Source organism: Achromobacter sp. ACM02 (genome assembly GCF_014851605.1).
Classification (GTDB): Bacteria; Pseudomonadota; Gammaproteobacteria; order Burkholderiales; family Burkholderiaceae_B; genus Achromobacter; species Achromobacter aegrifaciens.
Genome location: NZ_JACUZY010000009.1, coordinates 235,954 through 255,340 on the forward strand (window position 1 = coordinate 235,954; position 19,387 = coordinate 255,340).

Annotated in this window: 17 protein-coding genes and 1 pseudogene; 4 read left to right on the top strand and 14 right to left on the bottom strand. The window is 66.8% G+C overall.

Translation table 11 applies throughout. The annotated features are described in order from the left end of the window. Position 1: 1 nt before the first annotated feature. From IB258_RS25610 to IB258_RS25625, 4 genes are all read right to left on the bottom strand, one after another. The gene (locus tag IB258_RS25610; RefSeq protein WP_054451534.1) at positions 2 to 469 is read right to left on the bottom strand and encodes a barstar family protein; all 468 of its coding nucleotides are present in this window, start codon (positions 467 to 469) and stop codon (positions 2 to 4) included. After that, positions 466 to 1,698: a patatin-like phospholipase family protein gene (locus IB258_RS25615; RefSeq protein ID WP_082400761.1), complete on the bottom strand. Its 1,233-nt coding sequence runs from the start codon at positions 1,696 to 1,698 to the stop codon at positions 466 to 468. Before IB258_RS25615 ends, IB258_RS25610 begins: the two co-directional genes overlap by 4 nt. Further along, positions 1,679 to 3,967 carry an NADP-dependent malic enzyme gene (locus IB258_RS25620; protein ID WP_175162117.1) on the bottom strand — a complete coding sequence of 763 codons (2,289 nt, stop codon included), beginning with the start codon at positions 3,965 to 3,967 and terminating at the stop codon, positions 1,679 to 1,681. The genes IB258_RS25615 and IB258_RS25620 overlap by 20 nt, the downstream gene beginning before the upstream one ends. Before the next feature lie 142 nt (positions 3,968 to 4,109). Beyond that, positions 4,110 to 4,997 (bottom strand): FAD-binding protein, encoded by an 888-nt coding sequence (locus tag IB258_RS25625; protein ID WP_192353368.1) that lies wholly within the window; start codon positions 4,995 to 4,997, stop codon positions 4,110 to 4,112. Positions 4,998 to 5,039: 42 nt separating this feature from the next. On the opposite strand from IB258_RS25625, the gene IB258_RS25630 reads away from it, so the two are divergent. Then, the gene (locus tag IB258_RS25630; RefSeq protein ID WP_054451536.1) at positions 5,040 to 6,200 is read left to right on the top strand and encodes a pyridoxal phosphate-dependent aminotransferase; all 1,161 of its coding nucleotides are present in this window, start codon (positions 5,040 to 5,042) and stop codon (positions 6,198 to 6,200) included. Between the two features lie 72 nt (positions 6,201 to 6,272). Here the strand turns inward: IB258_RS25630 and IB258_RS25635 are convergent, their stop codons facing one another. Then, positions 6,273 to 7,091, bottom strand: coding sequence for a lytic transglycosylase domain-containing protein (locus tag IB258_RS25635; RefSeq protein WP_054451537.1), 819 nt, complete (start codon positions 7,089 to 7,091; stop codon positions 6,273 to 6,275). A gap of 81 nt (positions 7,092 to 7,172) precedes the next feature. Here IB258_RS25635 and ubiD point away from each other — a divergent pair, with 81 nt between their 5' ends. Further along, on the top strand, positions 7,173 to 8,717 hold the full coding sequence (gene ubiD / locus IB258_RS25640; RefSeq protein ID WP_054451538.1) for a 4-hydroxy-3-polyprenylbenzoate decarboxylase: 1,545 nt from the start codon (positions 7,173 to 7,175) through the stop codon (positions 8,715 to 8,717). Positions 8,718 to 8,781: 64 nt separating this feature from the next. Next, complete coding sequence (locus IB258_RS25645) at positions 8,782 to 8,982, top strand: hypothetical protein (protein WP_156337322.1); 201 nt, start codon at positions 8,782 to 8,784, stop codon at positions 8,980 to 8,982. Between the two features lie 224 nt (positions 8,983 to 9,206). On the opposite strand, the gene IB258_RS25650 is transcribed toward IB258_RS25645, so the two are convergent. From IB258_RS25650 to IB258_RS25690, 9 genes and pseudogenes are all read right to left on the bottom strand, one after another. Further along, on the bottom strand, positions 9,207 to 9,575 hold the full coding sequence (locus IB258_RS25650; protein WP_054451539.1) for a hypothetical protein: 369 nt from the start codon (positions 9,573 to 9,575) through the stop codon (positions 9,207 to 9,209). Between the two features lie 3 nt (positions 9,576 to 9,578). Continuing rightward, positions 9,579 to 9,995: a phage holin family protein gene (locus tag IB258_RS25655; protein WP_054451540.1), complete on the bottom strand. Its 417-nt coding sequence runs from the start codon at positions 9,993 to 9,995 to the stop codon at positions 9,579 to 9,581. Between the two features lie 69 nt (positions 9,996 to 10,064). Further along, on the bottom strand, positions 10,065 to 10,382 hold the full coding sequence (locus IB258_RS25660) for a YqjD family protein (RefSeq protein ID WP_013395739.1): 318 nt from the start codon (positions 10,380 to 10,382) through the stop codon (positions 10,065 to 10,067). 83 nt (positions 10,383 to 10,465) lie between these two features. Then, the gene (locus IB258_RS25665) at positions 10,466 to 11,191 is read right to left on the bottom strand and encodes a hypothetical protein (RefSeq protein WP_082400762.1); all 726 of its coding nucleotides are present in this window, start codon (positions 11,189 to 11,191) and stop codon (positions 10,466 to 10,468) included. A gap of 128 nt (positions 11,192 to 11,319) precedes the next feature. Continuing rightward, positions 11,320 to 14,049 (bottom strand): nitrate reductase, encoded by a 2,730-nt coding sequence (locus IB258_RS25670; protein WP_192353369.1) that lies wholly within the window; start codon positions 14,047 to 14,049, stop codon positions 11,320 to 11,322. A gap of 21 nt (positions 14,050 to 14,070) precedes the next feature. Continuing rightward, a pseudogene (locus tag IB258_RS25675) lies at positions 14,071 to 15,273 on the bottom strand (NAD(P)/FAD-dependent oxidoreductase); the annotation flags it as partial. Positions 15,274 to 15,281: 8 nt separating this feature from the next. Next, complete coding sequence (locus tag IB258_RS25680) at positions 15,282 to 16,157, bottom strand: ABC transporter ATP-binding protein (RefSeq protein ID WP_125473315.1); 876 nt, start codon at positions 16,155 to 16,157, stop codon at positions 15,282 to 15,284. Positions 16,158 to 16,161: 4 nt separating this feature from the next. Further along, positions 16,162 to 16,992, bottom strand: coding sequence for a nitrate ABC transporter permease (ntrB, locus tag IB258_RS25685; protein ID WP_054451543.1), 831 nt, complete (start codon positions 16,990 to 16,992; stop codon positions 16,162 to 16,164). 24 nt (positions 16,993 to 17,016) lie between these two features. Further along, on the bottom strand, positions 17,017 to 18,318 hold the full coding sequence (locus IB258_RS25690; protein ID WP_054451544.1) for a CmpA/NrtA family ABC transporter substrate-binding protein: 1,302 nt from the start codon (positions 18,316 to 18,318) through the stop codon (positions 17,017 to 17,019). A 367-nt stretch (positions 18,319 to 18,685) separates the two neighbouring features. Here IB258_RS25690 and IB258_RS25695 point away from each other — a divergent pair, with 367 nt between their 5' ends. After that, positions 18,686 to 19,297, top strand: a complete 612-nt coding sequence (locus tag IB258_RS25695) for an ANTAR domain-containing response regulator (protein ID WP_225588907.1) — start codon at positions 18,686 to 18,688, stop codon at positions 19,295 to 19,297. The last annotated feature ends 90 nt before the right edge of the window (positions 19,298 to 19,387 follow it).

Here is a 19,387-nt window from a genome sequence, read left to right on the forward strand (position 1 = left end):
GTCAGTGGTCTTCGCCGTAGGGCGCTGCCGCTACCCCGGGCTCGGGGTCCGGATGGCGTCCGGCGTGTTCGATGACATACGAAAAAACGCGGCCGTTTTCGCGGGCGAAATCGGCCGCGTCGGAGCAGACGGTTTCGATGCGGCCCGAGTCTTCTTCCAGTGCCGGATCGCCCGAATGCAGCTTGTACAGCCACAGCACCACGCCGGTCTTGTGGTCCAGCACGGTATCGCACAGGCAGTCGTAGAGGGCGTCCAGGTTGCCGCCGAAGTATTCGGGGAAATCCACTGCCTTGACGATGGCGCGCAACACCGCGGAACGGCTGCGGGCAGGATCGCAATTGGCGACGAACAGGGCCAGGCCAAGCTCATGGGCGGCGTCCACCACGGCCTTCTTGTCCAGCCCGTCATGGGCCAGCGCACCGCCGCGCATCAGTTGCCGCTGCAGAGTAGATTGGCCATTGCGCGTCATGCCTGAGCCCCCTTGAAAAAGGCGATCACTTCGTCGTTACGCTGCATCGTATCGGCATAACCCAGTTCAATCAATCGCTTGGTGTAGCTGGATTCAAATAAGAGGTAGGACATCAGCGAACCGCCGCCGGGACGGTCTGGATCGGACGATACACCGAGTACGCGGAAAAGAGCACGGGCCTGGGCCGGCATATCCTGCAAATGTTCCAGCGCCATGACGTCCAGCGACTGGCTGGGCGTGATCGTCAGGACCTCGATGCGGCGCGCATGCCCGTGCTGCGCGCCTTCCGGGCCGGACTGATCCATCAGGAAGTTGATGCGCTCCAGGCGCTCGACGTCGGCCGACAGGCCGTCCAGGAAGATGCTGGCCAGCGCATGCCCGCCGACCTGGGCCAGCGACGGGTAAGGCGGCGAGTCTTCGCGGTTTTCCGGGTGGGTTTCGTCGCGGAAACCCGTGCCGATCACCAGCACGCGATGCGCGCCCAGGTGAATGGCCGGACTGATGGGCGCGAGCTGGCGCATCGAACCGTCGCCGCACCACTCCCCCTTGCCGTGCACCTGCACCTGCCGGGCCGGAAAGACGAAGGGGATGGCGGACGAAGCCATCAGGTGGTCGATGCCGATGGGCGTGGGCAACGCCAGGCGCAGATAGCGGTGCCAGGGCTCGATGGGCGTGTGCGCCTGGTAGAAGGTCAGGTGCTCGCCGCTGGTGTAGCCCGAGGCCGTGATCGCCAACGCCGACAGCGCGCCGGTTTCCAGGTTGGTGCGCAGATGCTGGAAGTCCAGCACCCGCTCCAGCAGAGCCTGCATGGGACTGTTGTCCAGCAGCGAATGGGGCCGCTTGCGCGTCAGGCCCGAGTACATCCACCCCAGCGACAGCAGGCCCAGCCAGCGCACGCCGGTACGGATCAGGCCGGGCGCGTCGGCCCGGTAGATCATGTCGGTATTCAGGGAAGACCACAGCCGGCGGATGCGGCGCACGCCCAGATGGGGCCGGTCGGCGCGGCAGGCCAGCGCGGCGGCATTGATGGCGCCGGCGGACGTGCCGCAGATGATGTGAAAGGGATTCTGGAAACGCGAATGCCAGTCCGGATCCAGCAATTCCATGATGGCGCTGAGCACGCCCACCTGATAGGCGGCGCGAGCGCCGCCTCCGGTCAGGACCAGGCCGGTCGGCGTGCGCGGGCACGCCGGACCGGGTGGCGTCACGTCAACGCGGCGTATTGACATCGACCACCGTCATCGCGGTCATGTTGACGATGCGGCGCACGGTGGAGCTGGAGGTCAGGATGTGCACCGGTGCGTTGGCGCCCAGCAGGAACGGACCCACCGCAACGTTGCTGCCTGCGGCGGTCTTCAACAGGTTGTAGGCGATGTTGCCCGAGTCCACGTTCGGGCACACCAGCAGATTGGCCTGACCCTTGAGCGTGGACGACGGCAGGATGCGCATGCGCAGCGCTTCGTCCAGCGCGCAGTCGCCGTGCATTTCACCGTCGATCTCGAGTTCCGGCGCGGCCTGGCGCACCAGTTCCAGCGCGCGGCGCATCTTCGCGCCCGAGGCCGAACTGCCCGAACCGAAGTTCGAGCGCGACAGCAGCGCGACCTTGGGCGCCAGATACATGCGGCGCATCTCGTTGGCGGCGGCGATGGTGAACTCGGCGATCTGCTCGGCCGAAGGTTCATCGTTGACGTGCGTGTCCACCAGCACCACCGTGCGCTCGTTGAGCAGCAGGATGTTCATGGCGGCATACACATTGTGACCGGGACGGCGGCCGATGACCTCGTCCACGAAGCGCAGGTGATCATGGTAGGCGCCGACCGACCCGCAGACCATGCCGTCGGCGTCGCCCAGGCGCACCATCATGGCGCCGATCAAGGTCATGCGGCGGCGCATTTCCACGCGCGCCATTTCCTTGGTGATGCCGCGGCGGCACATCAGCTCCCAGTACGTGGTCCAGTACTGGTGGAAGCGTTCATCGTATTCGGGATTGGTGACTTCGACGTCTTCTCCGAGGCGCAACCGCAGGCCCAGCTTTTCGATGCGGGTCAGCAGTACCGACGGACGGCCCACCAGGATGGGACGGGCCAGACCTTCATCGACGATCACCTGCACCGCGCGCAGCACGCGCTCGTCTTCGCCTTCAGCGAACACGATGCGCGCCGGGCCGCCCTCGCGCACGATGCGCTTGGACGCCGAGAACAGCGGCTTCATGAAGGCGCCCGAGTGGTACACGAACTGCTGCAGCTGCTCTTCGTAGGCTTCCAGGTCCGCCAGCGGACGCGTGGCCACACCGCCTTCCATCGCGGCCTTGGCCACCGCCGGCGCGATGCGCACGATCAGGCGCGGATCGAAGGGCTTGGGGATCAGGTATTCGGGGCCGAACGAAATATCGAAGGTGCCGTAGGCCGCGGCCACGACTTCGTTCTGTTCTTCTTCCGCCAGCTCGGCGATGGCGTACACCGCCGCCTTTTCCATTTCACGGGTGATGGTGGTGGCGCCCACATCCAGCGCGCCGCGGAAAATGTACGGGAAGCAGAGCACGTTGTTGACCTGGTTCGGATAGTCCGAACGGCCGGTCGCCATGACCACGTCGTCGCGCACCGATTGCGCCAGTTCCGGCAGGATCTCGGGCGTGGGATTGGCCAGCGCCAGGATCAGCGGGCGCGGACCCATGGCCGCGACCATTTCCGGCTTGAGCACGCCGCCCGCCGACAGGCCCAGGAACACGTCGGCGCCCTGGATCACTTCGGCCAGCTTGCGGGCGTCGGTCTTTTGCGCGAAGCGCGCCTTGTCCGGATCCATCAGCACCGTGCGGCCTTCGTAGACCACGCCTTCGATGTCGGTGACCCAGATGTTTTCCAGCGGCAGGCCCAGGTCCACCATCAGGTCCAGGCAGGCCAGCGCGGCGGCGCCTGCGCCCGAGGTCACCACCTTCACCTGCTTGATGTCCTTGCCCACGACCTTCAGGCCGTTGATGAAGGCGGCGGACACACAGATCGCGGTGCCGTGCTGGTCGTCGTGGAAGACGGGGATCTTCATGCGCTCGCGCAGCTTGCGCTCGACGGTGAAGCACTCCGGGGCCTTGATGTCTTCGAGGTTGATACCGCCGAAGGTGGCTTCCAGGCCCGCGATGATCTCGACCAGCTTGTCCGGGTCGGTCTCATTGATTTCGATATCGAAGACGTCCAGGCCGGCGAACTTCTTGAACAGCACCGCCTTGCCTTCCATCACCGGCTTGGAAGCCAATGCGCCGATGTTGCCCAGGCCCAGCACCGCGGTGCCGTTGGTGATCACGCCCACCAGGTTGCCGCGCGCCGTGTAGCGGTACACATTGGCCGGATCGGCCACGATTTCTTCGCAGGCCGCCGCCACGCCAGGCGAGTACGCCAGGGCCAGGTCCCGCTGGTTGGTGAGCTGCTTGGTCGGCGTGACCGAGATTTTGCCGGGGCGTCCAAGCTCATGATATTCAAGGGCGGCTTTGCGGAGATTGGCATCCATAGGGGCGGCTACTGGCTAGAGTGTGTGACACGAAAGGGGGGAATTCTATTCCGATGGCGGGCGCCGCGATACCTCGGCAATGCCCGCCTGCCCCTTGGATAAGCGGGCTCGTCCCATGTTAGCGCTGGCTTACAAATTGTCGCTATTCCGCGATGTGGAATGAGAGAAAACGTCCATCGGGATCGAACAGGGCCTTCACCCGAGAGTCCAGGCGGGTGGTAGCCAGCCCCGGCGGCTCGTTCGGGCAGGCAGGAGCGTGCGGCGCCGGCCCGGCGTCTGCCAGTGTCACCGACTGCACCCAGGCCAGCGTACCGCCGTGCCCCAGCAGCAGATGCGCCAGGTTGACGGTGGCGGGCGCTTCCGGCTTGAGCGCGTCCAGCCGGTAGCGGCCCAGCCAATGCTCGCCGTCCCGGGTGGCGAAGGCGTCCCCCCCCGACGCCAGCTGGAACAGCGCCGGCACCAGGCGCTGCACGGTGGCGGAACGCAAGGGCTGGACGTCCGACTCGCCGAACGGCCCCAACGTTTCCTCTATGCCGTCAGCCAGCATCACGTCCAGCGCCACCACGCCGGAGTCGGCGCAGCGCCCGGCGGGCCAGTGGGCCTTGGCCGCCAGCCATGCAGCCAGCGTCAAGCCCCCGGGCAGGCCGGCGAACTGGCGCAGCCCGGCCTGCGCCAACATCGCCAGCGGCGTGCCCGGCTGCGCGCGCCAGCGCCCGGTTTCGCCGGACAGGCGCACCAGGCCGGCCGTGGCGGACGGGTCCACCGTGAGGAGCGGACCATGGACGGTCTCGAAAGGCCCTTCGGCGCCCGCCAGCGCCAGCGTCACGTGGTACTCGGCGCACAGCGTGCGCGCGTGCGCCACATCCGCGTCGCGCGCCGGCGTCAGGAGGCCCCGCGGGCCGCCCTCTCCCGCCTCGCCCGAATCTCGGACAGATCCCTGACAGAGCAGGCTCAACCGCTCCATGAAGGCCGACCACGGGCTGCGGGCCGGACGACGGCCCAGGAGGAAAGCGCGCCGGGATGGCTGCATGACTACAATTCCTTTTTCGCTACAAACGCCTTCGAGAATCCGATGCCCCGCCTTGCCCATCGCACCAATGACTTCCTGACCTTCCAGGTAATGGAACTATTCAAGCAGGCGCAAGCGCTGCAGGCGGCCGGCAAGGACATTATCAGCCTGGGCATCGGCGAACCGGACTTTACCGCGCCCCCCCAGGTCGTGGAAGCGCTGGAGCGCGCGGCGCGCGCCGGCCTCAGCGGCTACAGCCCCTCGGCCGGCCTGACGCCGCTGCGCGAGGCCATTGCCCAGTTCTACCACGAGCAGTTCGGCGCCAGGATCAACCCGGCTCGCGTGATCGTCACCGCGGGCGCCTCCGGCGCCCTGACGCTGGCCTGCGCGGCGCTCGTCAACCAGGGCGGAGAAGTGCTGATGCCGGATCCGTCCTACCCCGCAAACAGCAATTTCGTGCTGGCGGCGGGCGGCGTGCCGCGCCTGATCCCCAGCACGGCGGCCAAGCGCTTCCAGCTGTCGGCGCAGGACGTGGCCAGCCACTGGACGCCCGCCACCCAGGGCGTGCTGGTCGCCTCGCCCAGCAACCCTACCGGCACCTCCATCGACCATGGCGAGCTGGCCGAGCTGCTGGCGCAGGTCCGCGCCCGCGACGGCTTCGCCATCGTCGATGAAATCTACCTGGGACTGTCCTATGAAGGCCAGCCGCGCTCGGCCCTGACGCTGGACGACGACGTCATCGTCATCAACAGCTTCTCGAAGTACTTCCACATGACGGGCTGGCGCCTGGGCTGGATGATCGTGCCCGAGGACATGGTGGCGCCGGTGGAGAAAATCGCCGCCAGCCTGGCGATCTGCGCGCCCACGCTGGCCCAGCATGCCGCGCTGGCCTGCTTCCAGCCAGGAGCAATGAAGACCTTCGAACACCGCCGCGAGGCCTTCAAGCAGCGCCGCGACTACCTGCTGCCGGAATTCGAGCGCATGGGGATCCAGGTGCCGGTGAAGCCCGACGGCGCCTTCTATATTTATGCCGACATCGCCAACCTGGGCATGGATAGCGCCGCGTTCTCGCAGCGCCTGCTGCTGGAGGCCGGCGTGGCCGCGGTGCCGGGCCTGGACTTCGGTCCGGCCCACGGCAAGCACACCATGCGCTTTTCCTATGCCACGGGCCTGGACCGTCTGGAAGAGGCCGTCGCCCGCATCGGCCGGCTGCTGCAGGGCTGAGTCCGACAGCCAAACCGCGAAAAACAAAGCGCGTCCCTAGGGACGCGCTTTGCATTCAGGCCAGGACGGGAATCAGTCGCGCGCCAGCGCGATCCCGGAGGCCAGCGCCAGGCGGCGGCGTTCCGCCTGCACCTTGGCGCCGTAGCCGTTGTCGTCCGGTCCCGTGGCGCCGACGTAGCATGCCAGGCCGCCATCGACCGAGCCGCGGCGATTGATGCAATCGCGCAGGATTGTGGCTCCGACCCCGATATTTGCGGCCGGGTCCAGCGCGGTCTTGCCGACCGCGTCGAATTTGTCCTGGTGCACGCTGGTCATCACCTGCATCAGCCCCTGGGCGCCCACGTGGCTTTCGGCCAGCGGGTTGTAGCGGGACTCGATGGCGATCACGGCCAGCACCAGCAGCGGGTCCAGCTTCTTTTCGCGGCTTACCTTGTACACGGTATTCAGCAGCGGGCCGGTGGCGTCATACGCGACCTTGTACTTGCGCGAAATATAGTTGCGCAAGGCTTCTGCCTGCGGGCCAGTGGCGCTCATCGCAACGGGCTTGGGCGCCGCAGGCGCGACACGGGCGGGCCCCAGCATGCCGGTGGCATTGCTGGCGGGAGCAGAAGGAACGGCCATGGCAATTGCCGACGACATGTCGGAACCCAGTTCGGAACCGGCTTCGGATTCGGTGCCGGTTTGCATGGATGTAGGCGCTAGGGCGGTCAACAAGGCTTTGTGCACTTGCAATGCCTGGTCGCGCAAACCAGGCAGGGCGAATCCCATGCTTACCGTCACAATGACCGCAATGCCCAGATAAACGGAGCAAATGCGCAGGGACTCGGCAAGATATTGGTGCACTCCTTGGGCCAGGCTTCGGAACAGGCTGGCCACTGACGCATCGGGCATAAAACCTCCTGCGTTAAAAAGAGGGAGTCAATGTTAACCTCTCTGCCTACCCAATATGTAACCAAATAGCTGGGATCTGTAGTGAAATACCGCGACCTTAGAGACTTCATCGCCCAACTTGAACGCATGGGCGAGCTCAGACGCATCGCTGCGCCGGTGTCCACCCGGCTGGAAATGACTGAAATATCCGACCGCGTCCTGCGTGCGGAGGGCCCTGCCCTGCTGTTCGAAAACGCGCAGCACAATGGCCAGACGGCGCAGATGCCGGTGCTGGCCAACCTGTTCGGCACCCCGGCCCGCGTCGCCCGCGGCATGGGCGCCGACGACGTCAGCGCCCTGCGCGACATCGGCGAACTGCTCGCTTCGCTGCGCGAGCCCGAAGCGCCCAAGGGCCTGCGCGATGCGTTGGCCAAGGTCTCGATGCTGAAGTCCGCGCTGTGGGACATGAGCCCCAAGAACGTCAAAAGCCCCGCCTGCCAGGAAATCGTCTGGGAAGGCAAGGACGTCGACCTGAACCGCCTGCCGATCCAGACCTGCTGGCCCGGCGACGTGGCGCCGCTGTTGACCTGGGGCCTGGTGATCACGCGCGGCCCCAACGCCCGCCGCCAGAACCTGGGCATCTACCGGCAGCAATTGCTGGGCCCCAACAAGCTGATCATGCGCTGGCTGTCGCACCGCGGCGGCGCGCTGGATTTCCGCGACCACGCCCTGGCGCATCCCGGCACGCCCTTCCCCATCGCCGTGGCCCTGGGCGCCGACCCCGCCACCACGCTGGGCGCGGTCACGCCGGTGCCCGACAGCCTGTCCGAATATCAGTTCGCCGGCCTCTTGCGCGGATCCCGCACCGAGGTTGCCAAGGCGCTGGGCAGCGACCTGTCCGTGCCGGCCTGGGCCGAGATCGTGCTGGAAGGCCACCTGCTGCCGTCATCCGACCCGCGCGCCATCGCACCCGTCGTGCCCGAAGGCGTCAACCCGCCGCCGAACACCGATTACGAAATGGCGCTGGAAGGTCCCTACGGCGACCACACCGGCTACTACAACGAGCAGGACTGGTTCCCCGTCTTCACGGTGGAGCGGATCACGATGCGGCGCAATCCCATCTACCACTCCACCTACACCGGCAAGCCGCCCGACGAGCCCGCCGTGCTGGGCGTGGCGCTCAACGAGGTCTTCGTGCCGCTGCTGCGCCGCCAGTTGCCCGAGATCGTGGACTTCTACCTGCCGCCGGAAGGCTGCAGCTACCGCCTGGCAGTGGTGTCGATCCGCAAGCAGTATGCCGGCCACGCCAAGCGCGTCATGTTCGGCCTGTGGAGCATCCTGCGCCAGTTCATGTACACCAAGTTCATCGTGGTGGTGGACGAGGACATCAATCCGCGCGACTGGAAGGAAGTGGTCTGGGCGATGACCACCCGCATGGACCCGGTGCGCGACACCTTGCTGGTGGAAAACACGCCCATCGACTACCTGGACTTCGCCTCGCCGGTCTCCGGCCTGGGTGGCAAGATGGGCATGGACGCCACCAACAAATGGCCCGGCGAGACCAATCGGGAATGGGGCACCCCCATCACCATGGATGCGGACGTCAAGAAGCGGGTGGATGAGATGTGGGGGCAGCTGGGGCTGTAAACAGCGGGCGGGCGCAGCGCCCCTCCGATATGCAACCTGGATTTCAGCAGGGCAGGATCAGAAAATGCTGATCCTGCCCTGGATCCAGCCGGGCGACCAAGGCACTGTTCTCCTGCGCACTGCGCGCAACCAATCCCGTCAGCACGGCCAACGAATTGACCCGATGCGTCTGCGCCAGATGAGCGTATCGATCAGCAGTGGACGGTACTGCAATGTATGGGGCATATCGCCGAACCTGGAAGAAGGGTCAGGCCGTCGCCGTTGACGGTGGCCGATGGAAATACATACAATCTTCGTAAGGTTGGTGATGGCTTCCAATGGGCGCAAGCCTACGACCCATCATGTAAGACCTGATACCCACCCCGGCCTGGAGCCGGGGCTTTTGCTTTCTGGCTGGCCCGAATCGGCAAGCAGAACGTTGCGCCAGCCCCAGCATAAAAAAACCCGCCAAAAACAATGGTGGGTTTTTTGTTGGGCGAAGCCGCAGCCTCAGCGCTTGCCAGCGTCCAGATCATCATCACGGCGCGAGTTCTGCCAGGCCTTGAACAATTGCCAGCCGACAAAGGCGCCGCCGGCGATCTTCAGAAGCTTGGAGCGCTTGCCGCCGCGCATGATCATGGCGGACAGCGATGAACTGACGATGGGATAGCGACGCGCCAGGCTGATTGCCTGCAAGGCCCAGCGCGATGCGCCTCCGGAAGCCAGACCCGGCAGCAGCCCCTTGAGGAGCGCGGCCGGTTCCAGCTTGCGTCCGGTGGACGCGATGCTCTGCGCCAGCGATTCGCGTTCGATGGCGGCGCGGGCGCGCAGCAGTTCGATGCGCACGGCGCGGTCGACGGTGGGAGACCTTTTCATCATGCTTCAGCCCTCCTCGCGCCGGCGCGCCTGCGCTTCGTCGTCGTCCTGCGCGTCGCGCACCCGATCCAGCAATTCGGCGTCGCGCCCAAGCTCTTCGAGCGTGGCCGCGAACGGCGGCGCGCCGTAGACCAGCCCGCGGCGCACCGCCACCAGCAAGGCCACGCCAACCAGACCGTAGAAACCCGCCAACAGGCCCAGGGCCAGATAGCGGTCTTCAGTGGGCCAGAACGCCACCGCGACCGTGACGGTGAAGACCAGTACCGCCAGCGTCAGGAACAGCAGCGCAGCAAACGCCATGCCCAAGAGCTTGAGCAGGCGCGCCTTTTCGTCCGCTGCTTCCAGAGCCAGCAATTCCAGGCGCGTGCGCAACAGCCCGACCACGCTGGAGGCAACGCCGAAAACAGATTTTCGTAGACCCATGGCTGAGAAGGACGCCGGGCGGGAAGCGCGGCCTTGCGCCCGCGCCGCCCGCCCGGATGTCCTGCCCTATCAGCGGCGGCTGATCAGCAAGCCGAGCAGCAGGCCGGTCACGCCTGCGATGCCGATGGCTTGCCAGGGATTGTCGTGCACGTAGTCATCGGTCGCGCGGGCAGCCTTGCGGCCGCGTTCCAGCACGGCGTCCTGCGCTTCGTACAGGGCTTCACGCGTGCGCTTCAGGGACGTCAGCGCACGGTCGCGCAATTCGTTGGCCTTGTCGCCCGTGCTGCTGGCAGCTTCGCGCAGCAGGCTTTCGGCGTCATTCAGGCTGGACTTGACACTGTCGATGAGTTTTTCTTTTGCGACTTCTTCGGATTTTCTCGTGGCCATTATTTGAGCTCCTGTTGTGTGTCAATGACGGAACCATCATACCAGCCGCCATGCGGGAGACACGGCGCGCTTGCTACGGTGTGCTACTTGATTTGCGTAATCTCAACGGCGGATTTGACGCCGCCCTGATCGATGTCCTGCTTCATCACCAGATTGATCGCCGGACAGTACCAGTCCGTCACGGTGGTGTTCATGCCCGGGATGGGAATGGTCAGGCCCTGGAACGTGGCCATGGTGGGATCCGAATTGCGGGTGTAGGTAATCGGATGGCAGGACTGCGCGCCCAGCGCGGTGCTCACCGAAGTCTTCTGCCCCACGGTTTTCTCGCCGATGCGCACCGTGGTGCTGGGCTGGCCGCCGACGGGCGCCTCTTTGCCGATCTTCAGGCGGAACGACGAGCCAGGCAATTTCTGGCCGGCGCTGAGTTTGCCGTCATAGGCGAAGAGACCCAGCATGCGCAGGTCGAACTGGCCTTCGGAAGGCTTGGGCGCTTCGCCCGCGGAGGCATAGCGCAGGAAGGTAGCCTGGCCGCCCTTGACCGTCATCAGGTAATCCAGCTTGGACTTGCCCGGGGGCAGGCCCGCATAGCTGAACGTGGCCACGCCCTGCACGCGCGCGCGGCAGTTGTCGCCATTGCTTTTTGTAACTTCGGCGAAAGTAAGGTCGGCGCCCAGCGCCAGATTGCCGCTGCCGGTCAGTTGCACCGCGCCGCCGTCATGCATGAACTGCGCATCGCACACGCCGGCCTGCGCCGCAGCGGCCGCGCCCAGCGCGCCCACCGTAAAAACCAGGGATGCCATTTTTCGCATCGTCACAAGCCACTCCATGAATCCGGATAAAAACCGCCCGCGCCTGGCGCATGGCTGGCTTGATACTACACCGGTTGCGAGACGCGGCGCGTGTCGGAACGTGTCGGCCGCAGCCAAGCTGGCGGCGGCTATGCCGGTGCGGCGGCGCGCGCGGCGCGGCCGCTCAGGGCCTGGATCTCCGGCACGCAGGAACCGCAGCCGGTGCCGCAACCCAGCGCAGTCTTCAAGGCCGCCAGATCGCAGCCCCGGGCGATGCCGGCAAGGATCGCGGCCTCGCTCACGCCATTGCAGACGCAGACCGTGCGCGAGCGGACCGCGCCCGCAATCCGTCCGGTCAGCAGCGCCGCCACGCTGGCCGGCGCATCGCCGCCGCCGGCCCAGGACAACAGCGCATCCTGCGCCCGCAGATCGCCTGCCAGCAGAAAGCCGCGCAAGGCGCCTTGCTCCACCTTCACCCTGCGCATCTGGCCGCGCGCGGGATCGTCGAAAGCCACGTCGGGCAGGCGCAGGTCCAGCGCATCCGCCATCGCATCCAGGACCTCTGCCGACGGCGCGGCGGGGGCTGCCAGACGCATCCGCACGCCACCCGCGCCCGCCGGCAGCACGACCGCGTAGTCGAAGCGCCGCAGCCAGGGCGCCAGCAGCGCGCGCAACACGACGCTGTCGCCCTGCAGCCAGCCCGCAGCCTGCCACGCCAGGCCGGCCGGTTCGGCGGACACGGCGCTGTGCTTGAGTTCCGGCTGGCGCGAGAGAGGATCGGCAGCCGGATTGGTCAGCGCGTTGACCCCATGTCCCGCCATGTAGGCGCTGCCCCAATGCATGGGCAGGAACACCAGTCCCTCTGCCAGCGAGTCGTCTTCCTGCACGGGTAGCACCACACTACCCCGGCGCGATGCCAGCCTGGCCAGCGCGCCGGCTTCGAGCTTGAGCCGGCGCATGTCCTCGGGATGCATGGACACCCAGGGTTCCTCGACATGCTGCGTCAGCGCGCGGGCCAGGGATGTGCGCGCCATGGTGTGCCAGTGGTCGCGCAAGCGGCCGGTGGTGAGCCGCAGCGGATATTCCTGCGTAGCGGCTTCGGCGACTGGGCGGTAATCCACATCGCAGAAACGGGCGCGTCCGCTGGCGGTGGGGAACATGCCATCGGCATACAGGCGCGCAGTACCCTGCCCTTGCCGATACGGCCATTGCTGCGGTCCGTGCGCATGCAGCGCCGCGTAATCCAGCCCGCTGTAATCCAGGTCCCGGCCCGCGGTTGTGCGGGCATGTTCGGCAAAGACCTCGCTTTCATCCCGATAGGCGAATAGCGCCGCCTTGGGCGGGGCCATGCGGGCGGCCAGGCGCAGCGCGACCTCCTGTGCCAGCCGCCAGTCCGGCAGCGCGTCGCCAGGCGGATCGATCGCGGCGTGCACCCGGCTGATGCGCCGTTCCGAATTGGTCACGGTGCCGGACTTCTCGGGCCAGGTCGCGGCGGGCAGCACCAGGTCGGCGTAGGCCAGGGTCTCGGTGCCTGCATACGCCTCCTGCACGATGACGAAGTCGGCGCGCTCCAGCGCCGCGCGCACCCGGGCCTGGTCTGGCAGGGACTGCGCCGGGTTGGTGGCCGCGATCCACAGCACCTTGATGCGCCCATCCAGCGCCGCGTCGAACATCTCCAGCGCGGTGACGCCCGGCGCCTGCGGCAAGGCGCCCACGCCCCACAGTGCGGCCGTCGCCTCACGGTCGGCCGCGGACGCGGGATCGCGGTGGCCCGGCAGCAGCGTGGCCATGCCGCCCGCCTCGCGCCCGCCCATCGCGTTGGGCTGCCCCGTCAGCGAAAACGGCCCCGCCCCCGGCTTGCCGATCTGCCCGGTCGCCAGATGCAGATGTATCAGGGCGGCGTTCTTGTCGGTGCCGCTGGTCGACTGGTTCAAGCCCATGGTGTAGAGCGACAGCGCCGCGCCGGCCGCGCCGAACCAGCGCGCCGCCTGGACGATGTCCTCCGCCGGCACGCCGCAGATCTCTTGCGCCGCTTGCGGCGTGTACCGCCGCGCGCGCGCCATCAAAGGCTCGAAGCCTTCCGTATGCCGCTGGATGTAGCCGTGGTCCAGCAACCCCTCCTGCTCCATGACATTGAGCATGGCGTGGAACAAGACCACATCCGTACCCGGCGCCAGCTGCAGGTGCAGATCGGCGAAGGCCGCGGTATCGGTGCGCCGCGGATCCGCGACGATCACCTTGATGCCAGGACGCCGCGCCCGCGCGGCCTCCAGCCGCCGGAACAGCACGGGATGCGCATAGGCCATGTTGGAGCCGGCGATCAGCACCGTGTCCGCCAGGTCCAGGTCCTCGTAGCAGGCCGGTGGCGCATCCGCGCCGAGCGTGCGCTTGTAGCCCGAGACCGCACTGGACATGCACAGGCGCGAATTGGTGTCGATGTTGTTGGTGCCGGCCAGCGCGCGAGCCAGCTTGTTGAAGACCGCGTAATCCTCGGTCAGCAACTGCCCCGACAGGTAGAAGCCCACCGCGTCCGGGCCATGCTGCGCGATGGCGTCGGCCAGCCTGGCCGCGGCGATATCCAGCGCCTGGTCCAGCGCGATGGCGCGCCGGGGGTGCGCACGCGTCTCGCGCCATTGCGCCGACAGCACACGCGCGCCATCGCGCCGCACCGTGTCCGCCAGCGCCAGGCCCTTGCTGCAGAGCCGGCCATGGTTGGCGGGATGCTGCTCGTCGCCGCGCACGCGCAGCACCGCGCCATCGCGCGCTTGCACCCGCACGCCGCAGCCGGTGCCGCAATAGCAGCATACCGACGCCACTTCGCGCACGCCTTGCGGCGCTGCGTCCGCGATATCGATCCGGCGAATCATGGGCGCGTCCATCCCTTATTCCTCCGCCGCGCCTTCGCCGTGCATGAGCCGCTCGCGCAATGCGCCGATGCGCCGGCCCTCGCGGATCAAGCGCACATACCAGGCGCTATCCGCCGTGTCGCCGTACAGGCAGGCGCCCACCAGCTTGTCGTCGCGGATCACCAGTTTCTTGTAGACGCCGCCAGGCGTATCGGCCAGCGTGATCGACTCGGTCTGTTGCCCTCCGGCGAAATCGCCGGCGGAAAACAGGTCGATGCCGGTGACCTTGAGCCGGGTCGACGTCACGCTGCCTTCGTAGCGGCCAATGCCGTGCAGCGCCAGATGGTTGGCCGCCACCTTCGCCTGCTCATACAAGGGCGCGACCAACCCATAGGCGGTGCCGCGATGGCTCACGCACTCACCCACCGCGTAAATGCGCGGGTCATAAGTCTGCAAGGTGTCGCTGACCACCACGCCGCGGTTCACATGCAGCCCGCAACGTTCGGCCAGGTCCGTGTTGGGTCTGACGCCCACCGCCATCACCACCAGGTCCGCCGGAATTTCTGCGCCGTCCGCGAAGCGCAGCGCACGCACCCGCCCGTCGGCCCCGCCCAGGATCTCGCGGGTCTGGCGCCCCAGCAGGAACTTCAGGCCGCGCGCCTCCAGGCCGCGGCGCAGCATGGCCGCGGCGCCGCCGTCCAGCTGCCTGTCCAGCAGCGATGCCCCCAGATGCACCACGGCGACGTCCATGCCGCGCGCGGCCAGGCCATTGGCGGCCTCCAGGCCCAGCAGGCCGCCTCCTATCACCACTGCGTGCCGGTAGCGCGAGGACGCCTCTATCATCCGGTTCACGTCGCCAATATCGCGAAAGGCGACGACGCCGTCCAGATCACTACCGGGCACCGGCAGAATGAACGGATTCGAGCCGGTGGCCAGCAACAGCCGGTCATAGGGCGTCTCTGACCCATCGTCCGCCAGCACGGTACGACGGGCGCGGTTGACGTCCACGACCTTGCGGTTCAACAACAGGCGGATGCCGTGGCGGACGTACCAGTCCTCATCGTTGAGCACGATATCCCGCAAGCTCTGTTCGCCGGTCAGCACCGGCGACAGCAGAATGCGGTTGTAGTTGGGATGCGGCTCGGCGCCGAATACCGTGATCTCGTACAGGTCGGGCGTCAGCTTCAGCAGCTCTTCCAGCGTGCGTATGCCCGCCATGCCGTTGCCGACCACCACCAGCTTCTGCTTCGCATCCATGGCGGTCCCTACGCGGCGGCGCGCGACGCCCCGGCCTCGGCCAGCGGCTGCGGGTCCGCATCCAGCGCCGCGTTGGCCTGGAGCGCCGCCTGCGAGCGCTCGGGATTGCCATGGCGGCGATGCAGAAAGTCGACCACCGCGGCCCGGCACGCCAGATAGGCCGCGTCATTGGCCAGCCGTACGCGGTCGCGCGGACGGGACAAAGGCACGGGCAGGATTTCGCCGATGGTCGCGGCCGGGCCGTTGGTCAGCATCACGATACGGTCGGACAACAGTACGGCTTCGTCGACGTCGTGCGTGACCATGACGGTGGTGGTGTGCGTCTTGGCGACGATCTTCAGCAATTCGTCCTGCAGGTGCGCACGGGTCAGCGCGTCGAGCGCGCCAAAGGGCTCGTCCATCAGCAGCACGCCCGGCTCGATCGCCAGCGCACGCGCGATGCCGACGCGCTGCTTCATGCCGCCGGAAATCTCGCGCGGCAGCTTGTTCTGCGCTGGCAGCAAGCCCACCAGGTCCAGCGCCGCGCGTGTGCGCTCGACCAGCTGCGGGCGCTTCTCCTTGGCGCCGAACACCCGCTCCACCGCCAGGTACACGTTCTGGAAGCAGCTCAGCCAGGGCAGCAGCGAATGGTTCTGGAACACCACGGCGCGGTCCGGGCCGGGGCCCGTGATCTCGCGCTCCGCGCACAGCAGCACGCCGCTGGTGGGGCGGGTCAGGCCGGCGATGAGATTGAGCAAGGTCGATTTGCCGCAACCGGAATGGCCGATCAGCGTAATGAACTCGCCCTGCTCCACGGTCAGGTCGATGTCGCGCAGTGCCACGAAAGCGCCCTTGCGGGTGTTGAACGTCTGGCCCACGCGCTCGATGCGTACGTATTTCTTCATGGCGCTATTCCTCGGTATAGGTGTAGCGGCGGGCCAGGGCGACCAGCAGGGTTTCCAGCAGCAGCCCGACGATGCCGATCACGAAAATGGCGATGACGATGTGCTCCACCTTCAGGTTGTTCCATTCGTCCCAAAGCCAGAAGCCGATGCCCGTGCCGCCGGTCAACATTTCCGCCGCCACGATCACCAGCCACGCGGTGCCGATCGACAGGCGCACGCCGGTCAGCATGTAGGGCAGCACGGCGGGCAGCAGCACCTTGGTGGTCACCTTCCATTCGGACAGGTTCAGCACCCGCGCCACGTTCAGGTAATCCTGCGGCACGCGCGCCACGCCGACCGCGGTGTTGATGATCATCGGCCAGATCGAACAGATGAAGATGGCCCAGATGGCGGCCGGGTTGGCCGCCTTGAACAGCAGCAGCCCCAGAGGCAGCCAGGCCAGCGGCGACACCGGCCGCAGCAGGCTGACGATGGGCGAGAACATTGCCCGCACCGCCGCATAGCGGCCGATGGCGAAACCCGCGGGGATGCCGACCAGCGCGGCCAGGCCGAAGCCCACCGCCACGCGCTGCAACGATGCCAGCAGGTTCCAGCCTATGCCTTTGTCATTGGGGCCGTTGTCGTAGAACGGATCGGAAAACAGCTCGACGGCGGCGCGCCAGGTCACGCCTGGCGTGGGAATCTCCGGTATCCGCATCGCCACCACCTGCCACACCAGCACAAACAGTGCGAAGCCCGCCACGGGCCCCACCACGGCCCGCAACGCGGATTCCAGGCGCTCGCGCCAGAGGGCGAGGAGTTCATCGCCGCGGCTCATACTCGTTGCGTCAGACATTGCATGCCCCTTTCGTATCGGCGCTCAGGCCTTGACCTTGAATCCGTCGGCGTAGGCGGCAGGGTTGCTGCCGTCCCAGACCACGCCGTCGATGAGTTTCGAACTGCGCATCTCGCTGGCCGGCAACGCCGCGCCAGCGGCCTGCGCGGCCTGCTTGTAGAGGTCTATCCGGTTGATCTGTTTCGCCATCGCCAGATAATCGGGATGTTCCTTCAGCAGCCCCCAGCGCTTGTGCTGCGTCAGGAACCACATGCCGTCGCTCAGATACGGGAAATTGGCGGCGCCGTCGGCGTAGAAGCGCATGGCGTGCTCGTCCGTCCAGCTTTTCCCCAGCCCATCGTCATAGCGGCCCAGCATGCGATCGACGATGCCGCTCGCGTCCGTGTTGACATAGGACTTGGCCGCGATGGTCTCGGCGGTTTTCTGGCGGTTGGCGGGCGAGGCGTCGATCCATTTGCTGGCCTCCAGGATGGCGGCCGTGACTGCGCGCGCGGTGTTCGGGTGGCGCGACACGAAGTCCGCGCTCGTGCCCAGCACCTTTTCGGGATGGTCGGTCCAGATGCCCTGCGAAGTGACGGCGGTGTAGCCGATCTTGTCCAGGATGGCGCGCGCCCCCCAGGGTTCGCCCACGCAGTAGCCGTCCATGTTGCCCACGCGCATGTTGGCGACCATCTGCGGCGGCGGCACGGTGATGACCTTGGCGTCCTTCATGGGATGGATGCCGTAGGTCGCCAGCCAGTAGTAAAGCCACATCGCGTGCGTGCCGGTGGGAAAGGTCTGCGCAAACGTGTACTCGCGCTTGTCGGACGCCATCAGCTTGGCCAGCGATTCGCCGTCGCGCACACCCGCCGCCAGCAGCTTGTTCGACAGCGTGATGGCCTGGCCGTTCTGGTTCAGGCTCATCAGCACGGCCATGTCCTTCTTCGGCCCGCCTATGCCCAGGTGCACGCCGTAGACCAGGCCGTACAGCACGTGGGCCATGTCCAGCTCGCCGTTCATGAGCTTGTCGCGCACGGCGGCCCAGGACGCTTCCTTGGACGGCGTGATCGTCACGCCGTGCTTCTTGTCCAGGCCCAGCACCGAAGCCATCACGACCGAGGCGCAGTCGGTCAGCGGAATGAAGCCGATCTTGACCTCGGTCTTCTCGGGCGCGTCGGTGCCGGCGGCCCAGGCGCCGGCACGCACCAGCGGATCGACCAGCGACAGCAGGCTGGCGCCGGCCACCGCGCGCGCCGTGCCGCAAAGCCATTTACGGCGTGCGGCGTTGGCGCTGAGATCCCCGGCCGCGGCGGCTTCTGTGGAGGGGCTACGGGTCGATGGCGTCATGCATGGCTCCTGGCAAAAAAAAACGTCCCGCGCGCCCCGGATTCCCATCCGGTGGCGCTGCGGAACGTCGTTGTCCCTTGCCGCAGGTCGCGGCGCGTTGCGTCGGGCAACCTTCGTTGGCCGCCCGCTTTCACTGAAGCAAACGCTGTGCCAGAAAGAAAAAAACATGGCCTGAAAGGCCGCCAGCCCGCGCCCCCGCTGACGCTGCCTCGCCAATCGGCGCGCACTCCGCGTTGACGGAAAACAGGGTGCGAACCAACTTGGTGCACCTCCGGTTGCGGCAGCGCACCATCCGCGTGCGGAGTGCGCTCCGCGGCTGTGCGCGACTGGCGGCCGGCGCGGCGCAACACGATGGCATGGAACTTGCGTGACTGAAAGCATCAGGGGGAATCTCATGCTCAAGGTCATGCTGCTCAACGATGGCGAGGGACGCGCGGCGTCGCTGCGGCAAACGCTGGCCGCAGCCGGCGTACATGTCGTGGCCGAAATGGCGCCGGACATGGATCTGGCCGCCGCCATCGCCCAAGCTGCACCCGATGTGGTGTTGATAGACAGCGACGCCCCCGGCCGCGACACGCTGGAGAACGTATGCGTGGCCAGCGAACACAGCGACCGCCCGGTCGTGATGTTCACCGACAACGGCAATCGCGAAACCATACGCAGCGCCTTGCGCGCAGGCGTCGCGGCCTACGTGGTCGGCGACGTGCCTGCCGGACGCATCGAGCCGCTGCTGACGGTGGCGATCGAGCGCTTCGCCATGGAGAAGTCGCGGCGCGAAGAACTGCGCGAAGCGCAATTGCGCCTGGCCGACCGCCAATGGGTGGAAAAGGCCAAGGGCATCCTGATGAAGGCGCGGGCGATTTCCGAGGATGAGGCCCACGGCCTGTTGCGCCAGCGCGCCATGCAAAGCCAGAAGAGGCTGGGCGAAGTCGCGCGGGAGGTCGTGGAAATGAGCGCGTGGCTGGGCAAGGCCACTTAATAAGCTTTGGTTATATGGAACAAAGAAATCAAAAGTTGTGGGGATGAAGCCCCCTTCCTATGATCCAACGACACTATGCCGGGTACGCCC

Bases quoted from the DNA above. Each gene is read 5' to 3' on its own strand.
- IB258_RS25680 (WP_125473315.1), bottom strand. From the start codon at position 16,157: ATGAAGAAATACGTACGCATCGAGCGCGTGGGCCAGACGTTCAACACC.
- IB258_RS25620 (WP_175162117.1), bottom strand. From the start codon at position 3,967: ATGGATGCCAATCTCCGCAAAGCCGCCCTTGAATATCATGAGCTTGGA.
- IB258_RS25635 (WP_054451537.1), bottom strand. From the start codon at position 7,091: ATGCCCGATGCGTCAGTGGCCAGCCTGTTCCGAAGCCTGGCCCAAGGA.
- IB258_RS25660 (WP_013395739.1), bottom strand. From the start codon at position 10,382: ATGGCCACGAGAAAATCCGAAGAAGTCGCAAAAGAAAAACTCATCGAC.
- IB258_RS25630 (WP_054451536.1), top strand. From the start codon at position 5,040: ATGCCCCGCCTTGCCCATCGCACCAATGACTTCCTGACCTTCCAGGTA.
- IB258_RS25650 (WP_054451539.1), bottom strand. From the start codon at position 9,575: ATGATGAAAAGGTCTCCCACCGTCGACCGCGCCGTGCGCATCGAACTG.
- IB258_RS25610 (WP_054451534.1), bottom strand. From the start codon at position 469: ATGACGCGCAATGGCCAATCTACTCTGCAGCGGCAACTGATGCGCGGC.
- IB258_RS25670 (WP_192353369.1), bottom strand. From the start codon at position 14,049: ATGGACGCGCCCATGATTCGCCGGATCGATATCGCGGACGCAGCGCCG.
- IB258_RS25655 (WP_054451540.1), bottom strand. From the start codon at position 9,995: ATGGGTCTACGAAAATCTGTTTTCGGCGTTGCCTCCAGCGTGGTCGGG.
- IB258_RS25625 (WP_192353368.1), bottom strand. From the start codon at position 4,997: ATGCAGCCATCCCGGCGCGCTTTCCTCCTGGGCCGTCGTCCGGCCCGC.
- IB258_RS25665 (WP_082400762.1), bottom strand. From the start codon at position 11,191: ATGCGAAAAATGGCATCCCTGGTTTTTACGGTGGGCGCGCTGGGCGCG.
- IB258_RS25645 (WP_156337322.1), top strand. From the start codon at position 8,782: ATGCTGATCCTGCCCTGGATCCAGCCGGGCGACCAAGGCACTGTTCTC.
- IB258_RS25690 (WP_054451544.1), bottom strand. From the start codon at position 18,318: ATGACGCCATCGACCCGTAGCCCCTCCACAGAAGCCGCCGCGGCCGGG.
- ntrB (WP_054451543.1), bottom strand. From the start codon at position 16,992: ATGTCTGACGCAACGAGTATGAGCCGCGGCGATGAACTCCTCGCCCTC.
- IB258_RS25615 (WP_082400761.1), bottom strand. From the start codon at position 1,698: ATGTCAATACGCCGCGTTGACGTGACGCCACCCGGTCCGGCGTGCCCG.